Origin of the sequence: Novosphingobium sp. 63-713 (genome assembly GCF_001898925.1) — a bacterium.
Lineage (GTDB): Bacteria > Pseudomonadota > Alphaproteobacteria > Sphingomonadales > Sphingomonadaceae > Novosphingobium.
In genome coordinates this window covers 149828-168641 of record NZ_MKVS01000026.1, presented here as the reverse complement: position 1 = coordinate 168641, position 18814 = coordinate 149828, and the positions used below count along the sequence as shown (strand labels likewise).

Here is an 18814-nt window from a genome sequence, read left to right as displayed (position 1 = left end):
CTTCAGTCCACACGGGTCAGGGTATCGCCCTCCAGCTTGCGATAGAAGCAACTGCGCGCGCCCGTGTGGCAGGCCGGGCCTTCGGGCTTGCAGAACATGACCAGCGCGTCCTGATCGCAATCGACGCGAATTTCCTGCACCCGCAGGAAATGGCCCGAGGTTTCGCCCTTCAGCCACAGTTTCCCGCGCGAACGCGAATGGAAATGGGCCAGCCCCGTCTCGCGCGTTTTGTCCAGCGCCTCTGCGTCCATAAACGCCACCATCAGGATTTCCCGACTCTCCGAATCGACCGCGATGGCCGTCAAAAGACCCTGCGCATCGAAACGCGGCATGAAGGTGGGACCGGATTCGCGCTCGATATTCCCGGCGGACATACGTAAAACTTTCCGTTCAAGGCGCCTCAACCCTCTGCTGGGCGCGGTGATGTTGCGCGATAACCACAACTGGGGGCGAAAATCCACACTTGCGATGATCGCCTCTTTATCTTTGGCCCGAAAAGTTGAAACAAATCGGTCACGGTCTTGAGGGAGATCGTATTGCCAGGCAGCGGAACGCGCCACGGTTCAGGGAAATGCCAGCCAGCGCTGAAAGAGTGTTGCGCGGTAGAGAATGAGGGTTCAGGTGTGGTGGCCCATCAGGGGGGGACACCAGTCGCGCTGAGAAGCGTCGCCTATCAGTTTCGTCACGTTAACGCCCGGAGGTCAGACCTCCGGGCGTTTTCTTATGGAGCATTTACGCCAGCTCCTCGCCATGGACGCGGGCGAAACAGGCCACGATCACCCGCGCCGCACCCGCCCGCTCCAGCGCGGCGATACAGGCATTGGTGGTCGCCCCGCTGGTCAGCACGTCATCGGCCAGAATCACTTTTGCGCCATGCAGGCGCGCTTTGCGGCCGGGGTGCAGGCCAATCGCGCCGGTCAGCACCTTGGCCCGCTCCTGTGGCCCCAGTCCGCCCAGCATCGGCGTCTTGCGCCGCCGCACCAGCGCGTCGACCATCGGCTTTGCCCCGGTGTGCCGCCCAATCTCCTGTGCCAACAGGGCCGATTGGTTGAATCCCCGCCCCCACAACCGCCAGCGATGCAGCGGCACCGGCACCACCAGCCAGCCCGGCCCAATATCCTGCGCTTTCAGCCGCGACGCCATCAGCCGCCCCATTAGCCCGGCCAGCGCCACCCTCCGTCCATGCTTGAGCGCGATCACCAATTGGCGCGAAGTGTCATTGTAAAGCGTGGCCGCCGCGACGCCATCATGGCGCGGCGTCTCGACAACACAGGTGTGGCACAGCAGGCCATCCTCGGCATGGGAAGCCGCTGCGCTGCTCAACGGGCGCTGACACAGGCGGCATGAAGGATCACCCGGCATCGCCAGACCCGACCAGCAGGACGCGCAAAGGCCGCCCTGTTCATGGATACCCTCGCCGCACAGCGGGCAGCGCGGGGGAAACAGCAGGTCGAGAACGGGCGAAAGGCGGCGCATGGACAAAAGTCTAATGGCTGCTTTTGCCGGGGCAAGCGCGAAGATCCTTGCAGCCGCGCGGCGCAAGAGGCAGGACGGGGCGCATGAGTCAGCCTCCCCGCATTTTCGCGCCGCACCGCCGCCTTGCCGCCCGCCGCCGGGCGATGGTCCTGCAAAATCAGCCCAATGCCGCGCATTATCTGCTCGACGATATGGTTGAGGATGTGCTCGAGCGGCTCTCCTTTGTGCAGATGACGCCTCGCCGTGCGCTGGTGGTGGGCGATTGGACCGGGGCGCTGGGTGCCGCTCTGCGCGCGCAAGGCGCCGAGGTGGTGGAGGCCGATCCGGCGGGGTTGCGCGGGGCGATGGTGCTGGATGAGGAGCAGCCCTATCTGCTGCGCGATTTCGATCTGATCGCCTCGCTCGGCACATTGGATACGGTCAATGACCTGCCCGGCGCGCTGATCCATATGCGACAGGCGCTGACCCCCGGCGGCGTGATGATCGCCAGCTTTGCCGGGGCCGGGTCGCTGCCCGCGCTGCGCGCGATCATGATGGCGGCCGATGGCGACCGCCCCGCCGCGCGGATGCACCCGATGGTCGATGTTCGCGCCGGGGCGCAATTGCTGCAACGTGCCGGTTTTGCCGATCCGGTCAGCGATGGTCGCGCGGTCAAGGTGCGCTTCCGCTCGCTGGCAGGGTTGGTGGGCGATGTGCGCGCGCAGGCATGGAGCGGGGTTTTGACCCAGGGGGGCCCGCCGATTGGCGAGGCCGGCTATGCCCGCGCTCTGGTTGCCTTTGATGAGCTGGCCGAGGATGGGCGCGTGACCGAAGTGTTCGAGATTTTGACGTTGAGTGGGTGGAGAAGGTGAAATGATGCGAGGGACTCGTTCCTCGCGCTCCCGTTACTGTCCACGTTGCGCGTTGGGTTCGGCGTTATGTGTCGGACGCGGGGTTGGAAAATAGAAAGCCTGCGGCGCCTTATCCTAGCGCCGCAGGCTTTTATCCATTCAACGTCTCAGATCAGGCGCCGCCCCCTTAACGGGATCGCCAAGGGAAGAGTCCCTTGGCCCGCCGGAGGCAAAAGCCCCCTTACCCCAAAGCCGCCTGCGCCGCCGCCAACCGAGCAATCGGCACCCGGAAGGGCGAAGCCGAGACATAATCCAGCCCGGTCTTTTCGCAGAAAGCAATAGAGGCCGGATCGCCGCCATGCTCGCCGCAAATGCCCAGCTTGATGCCCGGCAGGGTCTTGCGCCCACGCTCGGCGGCCAGTTCGACCAATTGACCCACGCCCTCGACATCGAGGCTGACGAAGGGATCGCGCGCATAGATGCCCTGCTCGACATAGGCAGAGAGGAAGCGGGCCGCGTCATCGCGCGACACGCCCAGCGTGGTCTGCGTCAGGTCGTTGGTGCCGAAGGAGAAGAACTTGGCCTCCTCGGCAATTTCGCCCGCCATCAGCGCCGCGCGCGGCAATTCGATCATCGTGCCGACGAGGTAATCCAGCACCTTGCCCTTTTCGGCAAAGACCTGCGCAGCGGTACGGTCCACCAGAGCCTTCAGGATCGAAAGCTCCTTCTTGGTCGCCACCAGCGGGATCATCACTTCGGGCACCACCGCCTCGCCGGAGGCCAGCGCCACATCGACGGCGGCCTCAAAGATCGCGCGCGCCTGCATCTCATAGATTTCCGGGAAGGTGATCCCCAGACGGCACCCGCGATGGCCCAGCATCGGGTTGAATTCATGCAATTCGCCCGCACGGCGCTTCAAGGTTTCCACGCCGATGCCGATGGCATCCGACAGTTCGGCAAATTCCGCCTCGCCATGCGGCAGGAATTCGTGCAGCGGCGGATCGAGCAGGCGGATCGTGACCGGCAGGCCCGCCATGATCTCGAAGATCGCATGGAAATCGGCGCGCTGTTCGGGCAGCAGCTTGGCCAGAGCGGCGCGGCGACCGTCCTCGTCCTCGGCCAGAATCATCTGGCGCACGGCCGAAATGCGGCCCGCGTCAAAGAACATATGCTCGGTGCGGCACAGGCCGATGCCCTCGGCGCCAAAGCTGCGCGCGGTGCGGCAGTCCTCGGGCGTTTCGGCATTGGTGCGCACCTTCATGCGGCGATGCTTGTCGGCCCAGACCATCAGCGTGCCGAAATCGCCCACCAGTTCAGGCTCGATGGTCGGCACAGCGCCGCCCATGATGTCGCCCGTCGCGCCGTCCAGCGTGATGATGTCGCCTTCCTTCAGATCGCGCGTGCCGATCTTGAGGGTGCGGCTGTTCATGTCGATGCTGACCGCGCTGGCCCCCGAGACGCAGGGACGGCCCATGCCGCGCGCCACCACAGCCGCGTGGCTGGTCATACCACCGCGCGCGGTCAGGATGCCCTTGGCCGCATGCATACCGTGGATGTCTTCCGGGCTGGTTTCGACGCGCACGAGGATGACGCTGTCGCCGCGCTCGGCCCGCGCCTGCGCCGTTTCGGCGTCCAGCACGATCGCGCCCGAGGCCGCGCCCGGCGAAGCGGGAAGCCCCTTGCCCAGATAGTCACGCTCCGCCTTGGGGTCGAGCGTGGGGTGCAGCAGTTGGTCGAGCGCCATCGGATCGACGCGCTTGATCGCGGTGGCTTCGTCGATCAGGCCTTCGCCCACCATATCGACCGCCATCTTCAGCGCGGCCTTGGCCGTCCGCTTGCCGCTTCGCGTCTGCAGCATCCACAGCTTGTTGCGCTCAACGGTGAATTCGATGTCCTGCATGTCCTTGTAGTGCTTTTCCAGCAGTTCAAAGACAGCGGCCAGCTCGGTGTAGGCCTCAGGCATCGCCTCTTCCATCGAAAGCGGCTTGGCCCCGGCGCGTTCGCGGGCAAACTTGGTCAGATATTGCGGGGTGCGGATGCCCGCCACCACGTCTTCGCCCTGCGCATTGACCAGCCATTCGCCGTAATAGGCCTTCTCGCCGGTCGCCGGATCGCGGGTGAAGGCAACGCCCGTGGCCGAGGTGTCGCCCATATTGCCGAACACCATCGCCTGCACGTTGACCGCCGTGCCCCAGTCGCCCGGAATATCGTTCAGGCGGCGATAGACCTTGGCGCGTTCGCTCTCCCAGCTGTCGAACACAGCGCCGATCGCGCCCCAGAGCTGTTCATGCACATCCTGCGGGAACGGGCGGCCCAGCGCCTTTTCGACGATTTCCTTGTACTCGCCGACGAGCGCCTGCCAATGCTCGGCTTCCAGCTCAACATCGGCGTAGAAACCGTTGTCTTCCTTGACGATTTCCAGAGCATCCTCAAACAGGTGATGGTCAATGCCCAGCACCACGTCGGAATACATCTGGATGAAACGGCGATAGGAGTCCCACGCAAAGCGCGGGTTGCCCGAACCCTGCGCCAGCCCCTGCACCGTCTCGTCGTTGAGGCCGAGGTTGAGCACCGTGTCCATCATGCCCGGCATCGACACCCGCGCGCCCGAACGCACCGAGACCAGCAGCGGATTGGCGGTATCGCCAAACACGCGGCCCGTGGAGCTCTCGACATGGGCCACGCCAGCGGCAACGCCAGCGCGCAGATCGGCGTCAAAGCTTTTGCCATTGGCGTTGTAGGTCGCACAAACTTCGGTGCTGATCGTGAAGCCCGGCGGGACCGGCAGACCAATACCGGCCATTTCGGCCAAATTGGCGCCCTTGCCCCCGGCGATTGTCTTGTCGCGGCTGCGCGGGTCGGTCGAATTGGCGCCACCACCGAAATAGAATACGTATGCAGACATGATTAGACCAAGCCTCCCAGAACGAATCGGCCTTTGTAGTTTGCCCCGCCCTAGCCTTCGATCCGCGAGAAGTCAGCCACTTTGTGCGTTGCAGCACGCAATTGCGACAAAAGACCTAAGCGCGCGGAGCGGATGTCGGGATTGTCAGCGTTAACAATGACGTGGTTAAAGAACTCGTCAACCGCGCTGCGCAAGGAGGCAAGAGCCGCCATGGCCCCGGTGAAATCCTCATCCGCCACGGCTTTTTCCGCACGCGGCGCCGCATCGGCCAGCGCAGCCATCAGCGCCGCTTCGGCCGGTTCGGGCGCAGGATTGGTGACCCCCGCGTCCCAGCCCTTCTTTTCCTCGGCCTTGAGGATATTGGCTGCGCGCTTGTAACCGGCCAGCAGGTTTTTACCGTCATCGGTCTGCACAAAGGCTTGCAGCGCATGGACGCGGGCGAGCAGGCGGACGAGATCGTCCTCGCCGCCAAGCGCAAACACCGCGTCGATCAGATCGTGGCGGACGCCCGCTTCCTTCTGCTGGACCTTGAGGCGATCAGCGAAGAAGGTGAGCAGATCATCGGCAGCGCCATTCACTGCCACGCCCTGATCGCGATAGAGCCCGGCCGCCGCCTCAAACAAGGGCAACAGGTTCAAACGCAGCCCGTTTTCCGTAATCAACCGGATCACGCCCAGCGCCGCCCTGCGCAGCGCAAACGGGTCTTTCGAACCGGTCGGCTTGAGATCGGCGCCAAAGAAGCCGACCAGCGCGTCCACCTTGTCGATGATCGCGGTCAGGATCGCGGCGCCTTCCACCGGCAGTTCGTCCGATTGGCCCGCAGGCTTATAGTGGTCGCGGATGCCGGCCACCACCGGCGCGGGCAGACCTTCGGCGGCGGCGTAATAACCGCCCATCAGACCCTGCAATTCGGGAAATTCGCCCACCATTTCCGTGACGAGATCAGCCTTGAGAATGGCGGCTGCGGCGCGGGCATGATCGACGCTGTCGGCCAGCGCGCCCTGAAACGCACCGGTCAGCGCAACAAAGCGCTCCTGACGCTGCGCCACCGTGCCCAGCTTCTCATGGAACGTGATGCGCTCCAGCTTCTTGGCCTGCACCGCCAGCGGGGTTTTCAAATCCTGCTGCCAGAAGAAACGCGCATCGGAGAGACGCGCGGCCAGCACCTTGCGGTTGCCCGCGATGATGCCCTCGCCCCCATCGATGGCGTCGATATTGGCGGTGCAGACGAAAGCGTTCGCCAGCTTGCCCGCAGCATCTTCGCAGACGAAATATTTCTGGTTGATGCGCGCCGTCAACTGGATCACCTCGGGCGGAACCTCAAGGAAAGCCTCATCAAACCGGCCCAGCAAGGGCTGCGGCCATTCGGTCAGGCCTGCGTTTTCGATCACCAGACCTTCATCCTCAACCAAGGTCAGACCGGCGGCCGAGGCCACCTCCTTGGCCTTGGCGCGGATAATGTCCTGACGCTCTTCGTGGTTCACCAGAACATGCGCGGCGCGCAGGTCATCGGCATAGCTGTCGGCATCGGCCACGCTGACCGCGCCCGAGGAATGGAAACGATGCCCCACCGTCTCGCGGCCCGACACGATGCCGCCAACCTCACATGGCACCACCGCGCCGTCGAGCAGCGCAATGATACCCTGAAGCGGCCGGACCCAGCGCAAACTCTCGGTCGAAAGCGAGGCGGCGCCCCAGCGCTGGCTCTTGGGCCAGGCAAAACCGCGCACAATGGCGGGGATCGCCTCGGCCAGCACATCGGCCGTCGCGCGGCCCGGCTTTTCGGTCACGGCGAAGAACACGCCATCGCGCTCTTCCAATTGCTCGCGCGTCAGGCCTGTCTTGCGCAGGAACCCGGCCAGCGCCTGTTCCGGCGCCGAAGCCTTGGGGCCCTTCACTTCCTCACGCACCGCCTGCGTCGCCACGGGCAGCCCGCGCGCGATCAGCGCCAGACGGCGCGGCGTCGACCACAGCGTCAGTTCACCAACCGCAACGCCCGCTGCCGCCATTTGGCCGCGAAACAGCTTTTCCAGTTCGGCCCGCGCGCCTGCCTGCATACGCGCGGGAATTTCCTCGCTGCGCAGTTCAAGAAGGAAATCGCTCATTTCGTCCACCCCGGAAATTTCACGGCCCATTCGGCCTCGTTCTTCTCGATCCACGCTTCGCACGCGCCCTTGGCCAGATCGCGCACGCGGCCGATATAGCTGGCGCGTTCCTGCACGGAAATCACGCCGCGCGCCTGAAGCAGGTTGAAGAGATGCGACGCTTCAATGGCCTGATCGTAAGCGGCCAGCGGGATCTTCGCCTCGATGCAGCGCTTGGCCTCGGCCTCGGCATGGGCAAAGCCTTTGAACAATTGCTCGGTGTCGGCCACCTCGAAATTGTACTTCGACATTTCCTGCTCATTCTTCAGGAACACGTCGCCATAGGTCACGCCCGCATCGTTGAAACGCAAGTCGTAAACCCAGTCCACGCCCTGAATATACATGGCCAGACGTTCGAGCCCATAGGTCAGCTCGCCCGCAACCGGCTTGCAGTCAAACCCGCCGACCTGCTGGAAATAGGTGAACTGCGTCACCTCCATACCGTCGCACCAGACCTCCCAGCCCAGCCCCCAGGCGCCCAGCGTCGGGCTTTCCCAGTCATCCTCGACAAAGCGGATGTCATGGGCCAGCGGGTCCACACCGATCGCGGCCAGCGATTGCAGATACAGCTCCTGCAAATTCTCCGGCGAAGGCTTGAGGATCACCTGATACTGGTAATAATGCTGAAGGCGGTTCGGGTTTTCGCCATAGCGGCCGTCGGTCGGACGGCGGCTGGGCTGCACATAAGCGGCCTTCCACGGTTCGGGGCCAAGCGCGCGCAGGGTTGTGGCGGGGTGAAATGTGCCCGCGCCCATCCGCATGTCATAGGGTTGCAGAATGGCGCAACCCTGCTTGCTCCAGAAATCATGGAGGGTCAGGATCATGTCCTGAAAGCTCAGCGGCTTTTTGGCCAGAGGTGCTGTTTCGCTCATAGGGCCTGCCTTTGGCGTATGGCCCGCAAAGGGTCAAGGGTGACGGATCAAGGGCGGCAAAAACCCCCTTTTTGCCCGCACAGAGCGTAATTTCCGCCCGCATTAACCTTTCATTCGCTCATTAGCGCAATCGACAGGGGACGCAGGATCTTTATAGGGGCCGCCATGTCGAAGGTCATTCTCCCCCGCCTCATTCGCGCCATGGCTTGTGCCTGGGCGCTGCTGGCCGCTGCGCTGGCATTTGTCACGCCGGCCGCCGCCAAGGTCCAGCGCCATCCCACCCCGGTCGCCAGCCAGAAGCTGGCCAGTCCGCATGTCGCCCGCCCGGCCTTGTGGAAAGTGCAGCGCGGGGACACGGTGATCTATCTGTTCGGCACGGTCCACGCCCTGCCCGCTAATATCGACTGGTTCGATGGCGCTGTGGCGCAGGCCTTTTCGGAATCGACCTCGCTGGTGACCGAGATTATCGAGAAAAAACCGGAAGAAATGCGCGCCATCGTGATGGACAAGGCGATGCTGCCGCAGGGCCAGAACCTGCGCGCCACGCTCTCGCCCACGACGCGCAAGGCGCTGGAAAAGGCGCTGGCGGGCAATGGTCTGGCGCCCGCCATGTTTGACGGCTTCCGCCCGTGGTATGCCGCCGTGGCGCTCTCGACCCTGCCTCTGATGAAGTCGGGCTATGATCCGGCCAACGGGGTTGACGGCCGCCTTGTCAAAATGGCGCAGGAGCGCGGGATCGAACATGCCGCGCTCGAAACGCCGGAATATCAGCTTGGCCTGTTCGATTCGCTGCCTCTCGCCTCGCAGCGCGGCTATTTGCGCGAAGTGGCGATCAATTCTCCCAAGATCACCACCGAACTGGGCGCGATGATCGCGGCTTGGAAGGTGGGCAATGCCGCGCGTCTGGCCAAACTCATCAATGCCGATCAGAGCGACCCCAAGCTGGCCGAAGCGCTGCTGCTGGGCCGCAACCGCAATTGGGCGGCATGGATCGGCGAGCGGCTGACCAAGCCCGGCAAGGTCTTCATCGCGGTGGGCGCGGGCCATCTGGCCGGACATGGCAGCGTGCAGGAGCAATTGGCCAAGCAGGGCATCATCGCCACGCGGGTTCAGTAATGAAACGAGGCTGGGCCGCCCTTGCCGCGCTCTCGCTGGCGGGCGGCGCGATCTGGTATGGGCTGCATCGGCCCGAAACGGTTCATCCCGCGCTGTGGCAGATTGAAGGCCCCGGCGGGCAAAAGGGCTGGCTGCTGGGCACGATCCACGCCCTGCCCCGCGCGGCGGACTGGCGCGAGGGCGCGGTGGCGACGGCATGGGATGGGGCCGATACGGTGATCGTCGAAATCGCCGCGCTGAACGACGATGCGGCCACGGCGCGGGCGTTCCAATCGCTGGCCCATACGCCCGGCCTGCCCCCTCTGGACGCGCGTGTCTCGCCGCAAAACCGCGCTGCCCTGACGCGGGCGCTGGCCGCCGCCCATGCCAAACCCGCTGATTTTGCCGATACCGAAACCTGGGCCGCCGCGCTGATGCTGGCGCGCGAGGCGGCCACGGGCAACCCGGCCTATGGCATAGACCGCGCTGTTCTGACCGAAGCGGGAGCCAAGCGGATCATCGAACTGGAAGGCGCAGGCGCGCAACTGGCCATCTTCGACCGCCTGCCCGAAAGCGCCCAGCGCCGCCTGCTGGACGAGGCCCTGTCCGACGAGCGATCCGATACGCAGCCCCCCGCCGATCTGGCAACCGCGTGGAAGAAGGGCGATGTCGCCACGCTGGCGCAGGAAACCAATCGCGGCATTCTGGCCGATCCGGTCCTGCGTGAGGCGCTCTATACCGGCCGCAATCGCGCATGGAGCGCAAAAATCGCCCAGAGCCTTGCCACCGGCGCGCATCCTTTTGTCGCGGTGGGCGCGGCGCATATGGCCGGACCAGACGGCCTGCCCGCCATGCTTTCCGCGCGGGGCTATCGCGTCACGCGGGTGCAATAGCATCCTTGCTTTTCGCCCGCGTTGCGCCTAAGGGCCCGCGCTTGCCCGGCATGGTCATCCCTGGAGGCGTGTCGGGTGTATTTTGGTTCCAGAAGTTTTGAAAGGCTTGTGTTATGAGCAATACCCTGACCCTGCCGGCCGAGACGCGTGCGAAGACTGGCAAGGGAGCCAGCCGCACCTTGCGTCGTGAAGGCCGCGTGCCCGCCGTGATCTATGGTGGCAATGCCGAACCCATCGCGATCCACGTCGAAGCCAAGGAGCTGATCCGTCAGCTCAACACCGGCACTTTCTTCGACGGCGTGATCGAGCTGACCGTTGACGGCCAGACCATCAAGACCACCCCCAAGGACGTCGCCTTCCACCCGGTGAGCGACCGTCCCGAGCACGTGGACTTCCTGCGCGCTTAATTGCGACAGGCGCCGCATGATGCGGCGATGAAACAGGCGGGAAAGATGGCCGGAAGCCGGCCTGTCTTTCCCGCCTTTTCTTTGCGCCAGACGGGAATTTTGAAACGATGCAATTGTGGGTGGGCCTTGGCAATCCGGGCGACCAGTACAAGATGAACCGCCACAATGTGGGCTTTATGGCCTGCGATGTGATTGCGGACATGCATCGCTTTGGCCCGGTGCAAAAGAAGTTTCAGGGCTGGCTTCAGGATGGCCGTATCGGCACAGAGCGGGTGATCCTCTTGAAACCGGCCACCTTCATGAACGAAAGCGGGCGTTCGGTGGCCGAGGCGATGCGCTTTTTCAAGCTCACGCCCGATGCGCTGACTGTCTTTCATGACGAACTTGACCTGCCCCCCATGAAGGTCAAGGTCAAAACCGGCGGCGGCCATGCCGGACATAATGGCCTGCGTTCGATCGCCCAGCATATGGGCCCCGACTATCGCCGCGTGCGCATCGGCATCGGCCATCCGGGGCACAAGGACCGCGTGACGGGCCATGTGCTTGGCAATTACGCCAAGGCCGAAATGGACGATCTGGCCGACATGCTGGGCGCCATCGCCGCCGAGGCGCCATGGCTGGCCAAGGGCGATGACGTGCGGTTTATGAATGATGTTGCGCTGCGGCTTGGCTGAATTTCAACGCCATACTTCGTGCGATACTGGCGCGTTGCTTTATCATTAACCGCGCTTCAACCGTTCCTGTCCCATAGATCGCGCCCAATAGATGGCGCCATTGTTGGGCAACCTGCCCCGCCGCGCCGACAGAACGGGGCATTATGGCACAGACCCAGCAACGTGGGCACCAGCAAGGCGCGCACCAGCAAGGCACGCAAAAGCAGAACTGGCTGCTGACCGGCGTCACCATCGGCAGCATCATTCTGGCGATTCTGGGCTGGACGCGCAAAGTGGACTGCGGCTGCCCCAAGGATTTTAACGCCACGGTTTCAAGCGCGGTCAAGGGTCTGGGCGAAGGCATCGGGCAAGGCCATGGCGCAAAGGTGCTGGACGCCAAGGGCATGGCCATCCGCGTGGGCGCGCCCGATGCGGGCAAGGCTGCGCCGCTGGGCCGCCCCGCCGTGCTGGGCACCGGCATCGGCGCTTCGGGCAACCCGGCCAATCTGACCAATACACGCGGTCCGCTGGGCGTCGGGCGCGGCATCGGCACGGGCGCGACCCCTTCGGGCAGCGGCAATCTGCGCGCCGATGGTACACCCTTTGACGGCACCGGCGACGGCTTTGCCCGCAACAACGGCGCCAATGGCATCGGCCCCACCGCATCGCGCGGCACCAGCGGCGGCCCCGGCAACCCATCAGGCGGATCGGGCGGCGCCTCCAACAGTTCGCTGGCGCCCAACGGCCAGTCGGCAGGCGCCAGCTCCACCGGCGGCACTGGCTCTCAGGGCACCGGCTCGACCTCGGGCGGACAGCAGGCTGTGAGCAGCAGCGGCGGTTCATCGGGCGGTTCAGCCAGCGGACAAGGTTCCGGTCAGGGCCAGGGCGCAACCTCGGGCGGCGTGACCAGCACCAGCTCGACCACGTCGGGCGGCGCGGTTTCCAGCACGGGCGGGACCACCGGCGGCGCGGCAACCGGCGGCGGCGGATCGACCGGCGGGCGCGATCCCTTTGGTCCGCGCGATCCCAATATTCGCCCCGGCGGCAATGGCGGACCGGGCGGCGCAACCTCTGGCGGGCGCGGACCTGCGGACGCTCCGGGCGGAGATCGCCCCGGCGCAGGCGGGCCTGACCGCGACGGCCATAAGGGCGATGGCGGGCGCGGAAACGGTGAACATGGCAACGGCTGGTTCGACGGCTTCCACTTTGGCGACAAGGATAAGGGAGCGGGCGCGACCGATGTTCCCGAACCGGGCACCTTTGGCCTGATGGGTATCGGCGTGGCCGGGTTGGGCTTTGCCTCTTGGCGCCGCCGCCGGGGCAAGGGCGCGCCCGGCGGGCAGGCCAAGGACAGCCAGAGCGGACAAGGCAAGCCTGCCTGAACCCCACTTTTCCCTTGATTTCGCCCCTTGGCTGGACCATCGCGCGCCCATGACCAAGGCCCCGCCTCAGCGGGGGCCAATGACGCGCGCCTGCCTTGCATAAAGGCAGGCCGCAAGGCGATTAAAAGGATCGAGCGATGGGTTTCAAATGCGGGATCGTCGGCCTGCCCAACGTGGGCAAGTCCACCCTGTTCAATGCGTTGACCGAAACGCAGGCGGCGCAGGCGGCCAATTATCCCTTCTGCACCATCGAGCCCAACGTGGGTCAGGTGGGCGTGCCCGATCCGCGCCTTGATAAGCTGGCCGAGATTGCCGGCAGCCAGAAGATCATCCCCACGCAATTGTCCTTTGTTGACATCGCGGGCCTCGTACGCGGCGCGTCCAAGGGTGAAGGTCTGGGCAACCAGTTCCTTGGCAATATCCGCGAAGTGGACGCCATCGTCCATGTGCTGCGCTGTTTTGAAAATGACGACATCCAGCATGTCGACAACCGCGTGGACCCTATTTCGGACGCCGAAACGGTCGAAACCGAACTGATGCTGTCCGACCTGGAAAGTCTGGAAAAGCGCGTTGCGGCAGCGCAAAAGAAGGCCAACAGCGGCGACAAGGAAGCCAAGATCCTCGTCTCCGTGCTGGGTCAGGCTCTGGAACTGCTGCGCGAGGGCAAGCCTGCCCGCCTGACCGAGCCCAAGGATGAGGACGAAGCGCGCGTCTTTGCGCAGGCCCAGTTGCTGACCGCAAAGCCCGTGCTCTATGTCTGCAACGTCGAGGAAGAAAGCGCGGCCACGGGCAACGCCTTCTCGGCCAAGGTGTTCGAAAAGGCCAAGGCCGAAGGCGCCACCGCCGTCATCGTGTCGGCTGCCATTGAGGCCGATCTGGTGGGCATGGACCCCGATGAACGCACCGAATTCCTCTCCGAACTGGGCCTTGCCGAAACGGGCCTCGCGCGTATCATCCGCGCCGGTTACGAATTGCTCGGCCTGCTGACCTTCTTTACCGTCGGCCCCAAGGAAGCGCGCGCATGGACCGTGGCCAAGGGCTCGAAGGCCCCGCAGGCGGCGGGCGCGATCCACTCGGACTTTGAACGCGGCTTTATCCGCGCCGAAACAATCGCCTATGACGATTACGTCTCGCTGGGCGGCGAAGGGCCGTGCCGCGATGCGGGCAAGCTGCGTCAGGAAGGCAAGGAATATGTCACCAAGGACGGCGACGTGTTCCACTTCAAGTTCAACGTGTGATGAGTGCTGAATTCCGGACCTTTTTCGAAGACCTCGTGCCGGGCGAAATCCACAAGTTCGGCCAGTATGAGGTCAAGCGCGACGAAGTCATCGACTTTGCCCGCGCCTATGATCCGCATGAATTCCACCTGTCCGACGAGGCGGCGGCCAACAGCCATTTCGGCCGCCTTTCGGCCAGCGGTTGGCACACTTGCGCAATGACCATGCGGATGATGGTGGATCAGATGCATGAAAAAGGCATCGCCAGCATGGGCGGCGCGGGAGTCGATGAATTGCGCTGGAGCGCGCCGGTCTATCCGGGCGACGTTCTGCGCGTGGAATCGGAATTGCTGGAAAAGCGCCGCAGCCGTTCGCGCCCGGAAATGGGTCTGATCCGGCGGCGCAACACCGTGTTCAATCAGGAAAACCGCGCAGTGATGAGTTTCCTTGTCACCGGCATGATCGCCCTGCGCGATCCGTCAGCCCCCTTTGAGGATTGACGCGAATTTGCAAGATTACGGGTTCAGGGCGATGGTCATGAAGCAGTTTTTCCGTCTGATGGCCGCCCTGTTCCTGTCGCTGGCCCTATCGCTGGCTGGGCTGGTTCCGCCCGCCGCCGCGCGCGGCAAGGCGCCTGAACGCATCCCCACGATCCTGATTTCCATCGACGGTTTGCGCCCCGATTATATCAGCCCCGCCCTCACCCCCAATCTGGCGGCGATCGCGGCCAAGGGCGTGTCGGGCACGATGACGCCATCCTTTCCTTCGATCACCTTCCCCAATCACTGGACGCTGGCCACGGGCCTTCGCCCCGACCGGCACGGCATCATCAACGGCGCGATGAGCGACCCGGCCCATCCCGGCGTCATCTTCGGCAAATCCAGCGAGCAGCCATGGTGGTGGGACGGCAGCGGCGGCCCGGTGCATGTCGAGCCGATCTGGGTAGCCGCCGAGCGCGCCCATATCCGCAGCGGCATCATGTTCTGGCCCGGATCGACCACGGCCATCGACGGCACCCGCGCCAGCGACTGGCAGGCCTATCACGCCGATCTGCCCAACCATGAACGCGCCGAGGTGGTGCTGGACTGGATGCGTCGGCCCGCGAATATCCGGCCCGGTCTGGCACTGCTCTATTTTGGCGATGTGGATGTGAACGGCCATCGCCATGGGCCGGGATCGCCCGAAACCATCGCCGCGATCCGTGATGTGGATGCCGCCATCGGCTATCTGCGCCGGGGGCTGGCAACCATGCACCGCCGGGTCAATATGGTCATCGTTTCCGATCACGGCATGGCGCATACCATTCCCGACCACGTGATCTGGCTGAAGGATTATGTCGCCAAGGAGGATTACGCGCTCGTTTCCTATGGCGGCATCCTGTTCATCAACAATGTGCCGGGGCATGAGGCCAAACTGGCCGAAAGCCTGAAGAAAATGCCCGGTTTCATCCATTGCTGGCGCAAGGGAGAATTGCCGGAACGTTTCCATTACGGCCATAATCCGCGGGTGCCCGACTGGCTGTGCCTGCCCGATCCGGGCGCGCGGATCATGGACGGCAACCCGGAACACCCCGATGACGGCGGCGACCATGGCTATGATCCGGCCAGCCCCGACATGCGCGCGCTGTTTCTCGCCACCGGCCCGGCCTTCCGCCCCGGTACGCATCTGCCGGTGTTCGACAATGTTGCAATCGAGCCGCTGCTGCGCCGGCTGATAGGTCTGGCGCCCGGCAAGGATCGCGACGGGACGGCGGCTCCGGTGGCAAAGGCGCTGCGGTAGGGCCTATTTCCGCCCGAACAGCTTTTCAATATCCCCATGCGCCAGCTTCACCCAGGTCGGCCGTCCGTGGTTGCACTGGCCTGAGCGCGGGGTCACTTCCATCTCGCGCAGCAGGGCGTTCATTTCGGCCACATTGAGCGCCCGCCCCGCCCGCACGCTGCCGTGGCAGGCCATGGTGGCCAGCACCAGATCGAGCCTTTCGCCCAGCAGCAGCGCGTCCCCATTGGCCGCCAGATCGTCGGCCACATCGCGCACCAGCGCCTGAACATCGCCCTTGCCCAGCGCGGCGGGGACCGAGCGGGCCAGCATCGCCGTGGGCCCGAACCGTTCCAGCGCCAGCCCGAGCTGCGCCAAGGTCGGGATCGCCTCCTCCAGCCGGTCGCAGCCTGGCTCGTCCAGTTCGATCACCTCGGGCAGGAGCAGCGCCTGCGCGGCGGCCACCTTGTCCGCTGCCCCGGCCGCCTTCAACCGCTCGAGCACGATGCGCTCATGGGCGGCGTGTTGATCGACAATCACCAGACCGTCCTCGGCCTCGGCGATGATATAGGTGTGGGCCACCTGTCCGCGCGCCACGCCAAGCGGATGGCGGACCGCCTCGGGGGGCGCTTCCTGCGACACTTCGGCGCGGCCCATCGGCAAGTCCTGCGCCGGGGCCATCACCTGCGCCTCATAGCCACGCCATGCCGCGCCCGCCTCGCTGACGCGATTGGGGGATGGCGCATATTGACGGGCGAACAGGCTGGGCACGGGCGCCGATGGGGCGATGGGTTCGGATGTCCACGCAGCCATGGCCGGGGCAGCCGGGGTCTGGGCGGTCTTTTGCCCCGCCCCTTCGAGAGCATGGCGCAGGCCCGAGACGATAAAGCCCCGAATGAAGGAAGGATCGCGGAACCGCACCTCGGTCTTGGCCGGGTGGACGTTCACATCCACCTCCTCGGGCGGCACATCGAGGAACAGCGCCAGCACCGCATGACGATCACGCGCCAGCATATCGGCATAGGCCCCGCGCACCGCGCCCACCAGCAGGCGATCCTTGACCGGGCGGCCGTTGACAAAGAGATATTGATGGTCCGCCACGCCCCGGTTGAACGTGGGCAGGCCCGCCACACCCGTCAGCCGCGCCGGGCCGCGCTCCAACTCGATAATCACCCCATCCTCGGCCAGTTCGCGCGCGACGATCTGGGCCACGCGGGCCGGGCCGCTCTGCCCCGGCTGCACCGACAACACGCGCCGCCCGTCATGCTCCAGCACAAAGCCCACTTCCGGCCGCGCCATGGCGAGGCGGCGCACCACATCGAGGCAGGCGGCATATTCGCTGCGCCCGCTGCGCAGGAATTTGCGCCGCGCCGGGATTTTGGCGAAAAGATTGTCCACCCGGATCCGCGTGCCGGGGGGCAGCGCGGCGGGCGCGTCCTCGACCACCTCGCCATGATCGACCACCCGGCGCCAGCCCTCGGCGGCGCCACGCGGGCGGCTCTCGATGGAAAAGCGCGCAACACTGGCGATCGAGGGCAAAGCCTCGCCGCGAAAGCCAAGGGTCGTGACCAGTTCGATGGCCTCGTCGGGCAATTTCGACGTCGCATGCCGCTCCAGCGCCAGCGCCATCTGATCGGGCGCCATGCCGCAGCCATCGTCGGTCACCTCAATGGCGTCCAGCCCGCCATCGGACAGGCGCACGCTGATCTGGCCAGCGCCCGCGTCGATGGAATTTTCCATCAATTCCTTGAGCGCAGAGGCAGGCCGCTCGACCACTTCACCGGCGGCAATGCGGTTGACCAGATTTTCGGGCAGGCGGCGGATGATCGGCATGGACCCCATATAGAACGCCTTGATGCAAAGCGCAGGACGCCGCAGCGAGAATTTCCACCGATTTTCCGCAAATGCATAGGGCCAATCGCCACCGCGTTGGTGCAATCGTCACACGAATCAGCCATGGCCAAGATCAAGCGAAAGCGATTCGCGCCGATCCGTTGACGCATTGCAGGACAGGGCCAACAAATTTTTGGCCTTTATGCTGCTCATGCGTTATGGAGCGGCGCGCCCACACCCAAATATCCTGCCGAACGTTCAGAATGTCCGGCAAAGCCACGGAAGCCTCGATGTCGTCCTTTTTCTCGCGTTTCATGAAATTCGGTTCGCAAAACATGGCCATCGACCTCGGTACGGCCAATACGCTTGTCTATGTGCAGGACCGGGGAATCGTGCTGAACGAGCCCAGCGTGGTGGCCATCGAGACGATCAACGGCAACAAGAGCGTCAAGGCCGTGGGCGACGATGCCAAGATGATGATGGGCAAGACCCCCGACAGCATCGAGGCGATCCGCCCCCTTCGCGATGGCGTGATTGCCGACATCGAAATCGCCGAGGAAATGATCAAGCATTTCATCCGCAAGGTTCATGGCAAGCGCAGCCTGTTCCGCTACCCGGAAATCGTGATCTGCGTTCCCTCGGGCAGCACCAGCGTTGAACGCCGCGCGATCCGCGATGCGGCCAGCAATGCGGGCGCCAGCCAGGTTTACCTGATCCTCGAACCGATGGCCGCCGCCATCGGCGCCGATATGCCCGTGACCGAGCCGGTCGGTTCGATGGTGGTCGATATCGGCGGCGGCACGACCGAGGTCGCCGTGCTTTCACTGCGCGGTCTGGCCTACACCACCTCGGTGCGCGTGGGCGGCGACAAGATGGACGAAGCCATCGTTTCCTATGTCCGCCGACACCACAACCTTCTGATCGGCGAAGCCACGGCCGAGCGCATCAAGAAGGATTACGGCATCGCCGTGATGCCCGCCGACGGCATTGGCGAAACGATCCACCTCAAGGGTCGCGATCTGGTCAATGGCGTGCCCAAGGAGATCACGATCACGCAGGCCAATATCGCCGAAGCGCTGTCCGAACCGATCAGCGCGATCATCGAAGGCGTGCGCATCGCGCTGGAAAACACCGCGCCCGAACTGGCCGCCGACATTGTCGATCAGGGCATCGTGCTGACGGGCGGCGGGGCGCTGATCAAGGGTCTGGACGATTATCTGCGCGAGGAAACCGGTCTGCCGGTGTCGATCGCGGAGGATCCGCTGTCCTGCGTGGCGCTGGGCACGGGCCGCGCGATGGAAGATCCGATCTATCGCGGCGTGTTGATGACGGCCTGATAGTTTGAGTTTTTG

The 18814-nt window shown here is 64.6% G+C and carries 16 protein-coding genes and 1 pseudogene; 10 read left to right on the top strand and 7 right to left on the bottom strand.

Annotated features, from left to right (window positions below):
- Positions 1 to 2: 2 nt before the first annotated feature.
- Positions 3 to 374: a phosphoribosyl-AMP cyclohydrolase gene (gene hisI / locus BGP00_RS11445; protein WP_292689373.1), complete on the bottom strand. Its 372-nt coding sequence runs from the start codon at positions 372 to 374 to the stop codon at positions 3 to 5.
- 358 nt (positions 375 to 732) lie between these two features.
- Positions 733 to 1476, bottom strand: coding sequence for a ComF family protein (locus BGP00_RS11440; protein ID WP_292689372.1), 744 nt, complete (start codon positions 1474 to 1476; stop codon positions 733 to 735).
- 83 nt (positions 1477 to 1559) lie between these two features.
- Here BGP00_RS11440 and BGP00_RS11435 point away from each other — a divergent pair, with 83 nt between their 5' ends.
- Positions 1560 to 2327: a methyltransferase domain-containing protein gene (locus BGP00_RS11435; RefSeq protein WP_292689371.1), complete on the top strand. Its 768-nt coding sequence runs from the start codon at positions 1560 to 1562 to the stop codon at positions 2325 to 2327.
- Positions 2328 to 2547: 220 nt separating this feature from the next.
- Here the strand turns inward: BGP00_RS11435 and ppdK are convergent, their stop codons facing one another.
- Genes ppdK through BGP00_RS11420 form a run of 3 tightly spaced genes read right to left on the bottom strand, consistent with a single transcriptional unit; the run spans position 2548 to position 8227 of the window.
- Positions 2548 to 5211, bottom strand: a complete 2664-nt coding sequence (ppdK, locus tag BGP00_RS11430) for a pyruvate, phosphate dikinase (RefSeq protein ID WP_292689370.1) — start codon at positions 5209 to 5211, stop codon at positions 2548 to 2550.
- A 50-nt stretch (positions 5212 to 5261) separates the two neighbouring features.
- Positions 5262 to 7316: a glycine--tRNA ligase subunit beta gene (gene glyS, locus BGP00_RS11425; RefSeq protein WP_292689369.1), complete on the bottom strand. Its 2055-nt coding sequence runs from the start codon at positions 7314 to 7316 to the stop codon at positions 5262 to 5264.
- Positions 7313 to 8227: a glycine--tRNA ligase subunit alpha gene (locus tag BGP00_RS11420; RefSeq protein WP_168602573.1), complete on the bottom strand. Its 915-nt coding sequence runs from the start codon at positions 8225 to 8227 to the stop codon at positions 7313 to 7315. Before BGP00_RS11420 ends, glyS begins: the two co-directional genes overlap by 4 nt.
- 201 nt (positions 8228 to 8428) lie before the next feature.
- On the opposite strand from BGP00_RS11420, the gene BGP00_RS11415 reads away from it, so the two are divergent.
- The 8 genes and pseudogenes from BGP00_RS11415 (at position 8429) to BGP00_RS11380 (ending at position 15653) form a co-directional block, all read left to right on the top strand.
- A complete protein-coding gene (locus BGP00_RS11415; protein ID WP_292689368.1) occupies positions 8429 to 9343 on the top strand; it encodes a TraB/GumN family protein in 915 nt (304 codons plus the stop codon).
- On the top strand, positions 9343 to 10215 hold the full coding sequence (locus BGP00_RS11410; protein ID WP_292689367.1) for a TraB/GumN family protein: 873 nt from the start codon (positions 9343 to 9345) through the stop codon (positions 10213 to 10215). The genes BGP00_RS11415 and BGP00_RS11410 overlap by 1 nt, the downstream gene beginning before the upstream one ends.
- Positions 10216 to 10328: 113 nt before the next feature.
- Positions 10329 to 10616 (top strand): annotated as a pseudogene (gene rplY / locus BGP00_RS11405) (50S ribosomal protein L25); the annotation flags it as partial.
- Positions 10617 to 10729: 113 nt separating this feature from the next.
- Positions 10730 to 11296 (top strand): aminoacyl-tRNA hydrolase, encoded by a 567-nt coding sequence (gene pth, locus BGP00_RS11400; RefSeq protein ID WP_168602569.1) that lies wholly within the window; start codon positions 10730 to 10732, stop codon positions 11294 to 11296.
- Positions 11297 to 11439: 143 nt separating this feature from the next.
- A complete protein-coding gene (locus BGP00_RS11395) occupies positions 11440 to 12657 on the top strand; it encodes a PEP-CTERM sorting domain-containing protein (RefSeq protein ID WP_292689366.1) in 1218 nt (405 codons plus the stop codon).
- Positions 12658 to 12794: 137 nt separating this feature from the next.
- Positions 12795 to 13895, top strand: coding sequence for a redox-regulated ATPase YchF (gene ychF / locus BGP00_RS11390; protein WP_292689365.1), 1101 nt, complete (start codon positions 12795 to 12797; stop codon positions 13893 to 13895).
- A complete protein-coding gene (locus BGP00_RS11385; RefSeq protein ID WP_292689364.1) occupies positions 13895 to 14374 on the top strand; it encodes a MaoC family dehydratase in 480 nt (159 codons plus the stop codon). Before ychF ends, BGP00_RS11385 begins: the two co-directional genes overlap by 1 nt.
- Positions 14375 to 14411: 37 nt before the next feature.
- The gene (locus BGP00_RS11380) at positions 14412 to 15653 is read left to right on the top strand and encodes an ectonucleotide pyrophosphatase/phosphodiesterase (RefSeq protein ID WP_292689363.1); all 1242 of its coding nucleotides are present in this window, start codon (positions 14412 to 14414) and stop codon (positions 15651 to 15653) included.
- A 3-nt stretch (positions 15654 to 15656) separates the two neighbouring features.
- Here BGP00_RS11380 and mutL read toward each other — a convergent pair whose 3' ends face one another.
- Together mutL and BGP00_RS11370 are read right to left on the bottom strand one after the other, a co-directional pair.
- On the bottom strand, positions 15657 to 17462 hold the full coding sequence (gene mutL, locus BGP00_RS11375) for a DNA mismatch repair endonuclease MutL (protein WP_292689362.1): 1806 nt from the start codon (positions 17460 to 17462) through the stop codon (positions 15657 to 15659).
- A gap of 133 nt (positions 17463 to 17595) precedes the next feature.
- Complete coding sequence (locus tag BGP00_RS11370; protein WP_168602156.1) at positions 17596 to 17778, bottom strand: hypothetical protein; 183 nt, start codon at positions 17776 to 17778, stop codon at positions 17596 to 17598.
- On the opposite strand from BGP00_RS11370, the gene BGP00_RS11365 reads away from it, so the two are divergent.
- The gene (locus BGP00_RS11365) at positions 17753 to 18799 is read left to right on the top strand and encodes a rod shape-determining protein (RefSeq protein WP_168602564.1); all 1047 of its coding nucleotides are present in this window, start codon (positions 17753 to 17755) and stop codon (positions 18797 to 18799) included. The genes BGP00_RS11370 and BGP00_RS11365 overlap by 26 nt on opposite strands.
- Positions 18800 to 18814: the final 15 nt, after the last annotated feature.

What these genes read in the sequence shown, in the direction of transcription:
- hisI (WP_292689373.1), bottom strand. Translation starts at nt 374, where the DNA reads ATGTCCGCCGGGAATATCGAGCGCGAATCCGGTCCCACCTTCATGCCG.
- BGP00_RS11440 (WP_292689372.1), bottom strand. Translation starts at nt 1,476, where the DNA reads ATGCGCCGCCTTTCGCCCGTTCTCGACCTGCTGTTTCCCCCGCGCTGC.
- BGP00_RS11435 (WP_292689371.1), top strand. Translation starts at nt 1,560, where the DNA reads ATGAGTCAGCCTCCCCGCATTTTCGCGCCGCACCGCCGCCTTGCCGCC.
- ppdK (WP_292689370.1), bottom strand. Translation starts at nt 5,211, where the DNA reads ATGTCTGCATACGTATTCTATTTCGGTGGTGGCGCCAATTCGACCGAC.
- glyS (WP_292689369.1), bottom strand. Translation starts at nt 7,316, where the DNA reads ATGAGCGATTTCCTTCTTGAACTGCGCAGCGAGGAAATTCCCGCGCGT.
- BGP00_RS11420 (WP_168602573.1), bottom strand. Translation starts at nt 8,227, where the DNA reads ATGAGCGAAACAGCACCTCTGGCCAAAAAGCCGCTGAGCTTTCAGGAC.
- BGP00_RS11415 (WP_292689368.1), top strand. Translation starts at nt 8,429, where the DNA reads ATGGCTTGTGCCTGGGCGCTGCTGGCCGCTGCGCTGGCATTTGTCACG.
- BGP00_RS11410 (WP_292689367.1), top strand. Translation starts at nt 9,343, where the DNA reads ATGAAACGAGGCTGGGCCGCCCTTGCCGCGCTCTCGCTGGCGGGCGGC.
- pth (WP_168602569.1), top strand. Translation starts at nt 10,730, where the DNA reads ATGCAATTGTGGGTGGGCCTTGGCAATCCGGGCGACCAGTACAAGATG.
- BGP00_RS11395 (WP_292689366.1), top strand. Translation starts at nt 11,440, where the DNA reads ATGGCACAGACCCAGCAACGTGGGCACCAGCAAGGCGCGCACCAGCAA.
- ychF (WP_292689365.1), top strand. Translation starts at nt 12,795, where the DNA reads ATGGGTTTCAAATGCGGGATCGTCGGCCTGCCCAACGTGGGCAAGTCC.
- BGP00_RS11385 (WP_292689364.1), top strand. Translation starts at nt 13,895, where the DNA reads ATGAGTGCTGAATTCCGGACCTTTTTCGAAGACCTCGTGCCGGGCGAA.
- BGP00_RS11380 (WP_292689363.1), top strand. Translation starts at nt 14,412, where the DNA reads ATGAAGCAGTTTTTCCGTCTGATGGCCGCCCTGTTCCTGTCGCTGGCC.
- mutL (WP_292689362.1), bottom strand. Translation starts at nt 17,462, where the DNA reads ATGCCGATCATCCGCCGCCTGCCCGAAAATCTGGTCAACCGCATTGCC.
- BGP00_RS11365 (WP_168602564.1), top strand. Translation starts at nt 17,753, where the DNA reads ATGTCGTCCTTTTTCTCGCGTTTCATGAAATTCGGTTCGCAAAACATG.
- BGP00_RS11370 (WP_168602156.1), bottom strand. Translation starts at nt 17,778, where the DNA reads ATGAAACGCGAGAAAAAGGACGACATCGAGGCTTCCGTGGCTTTGCCG.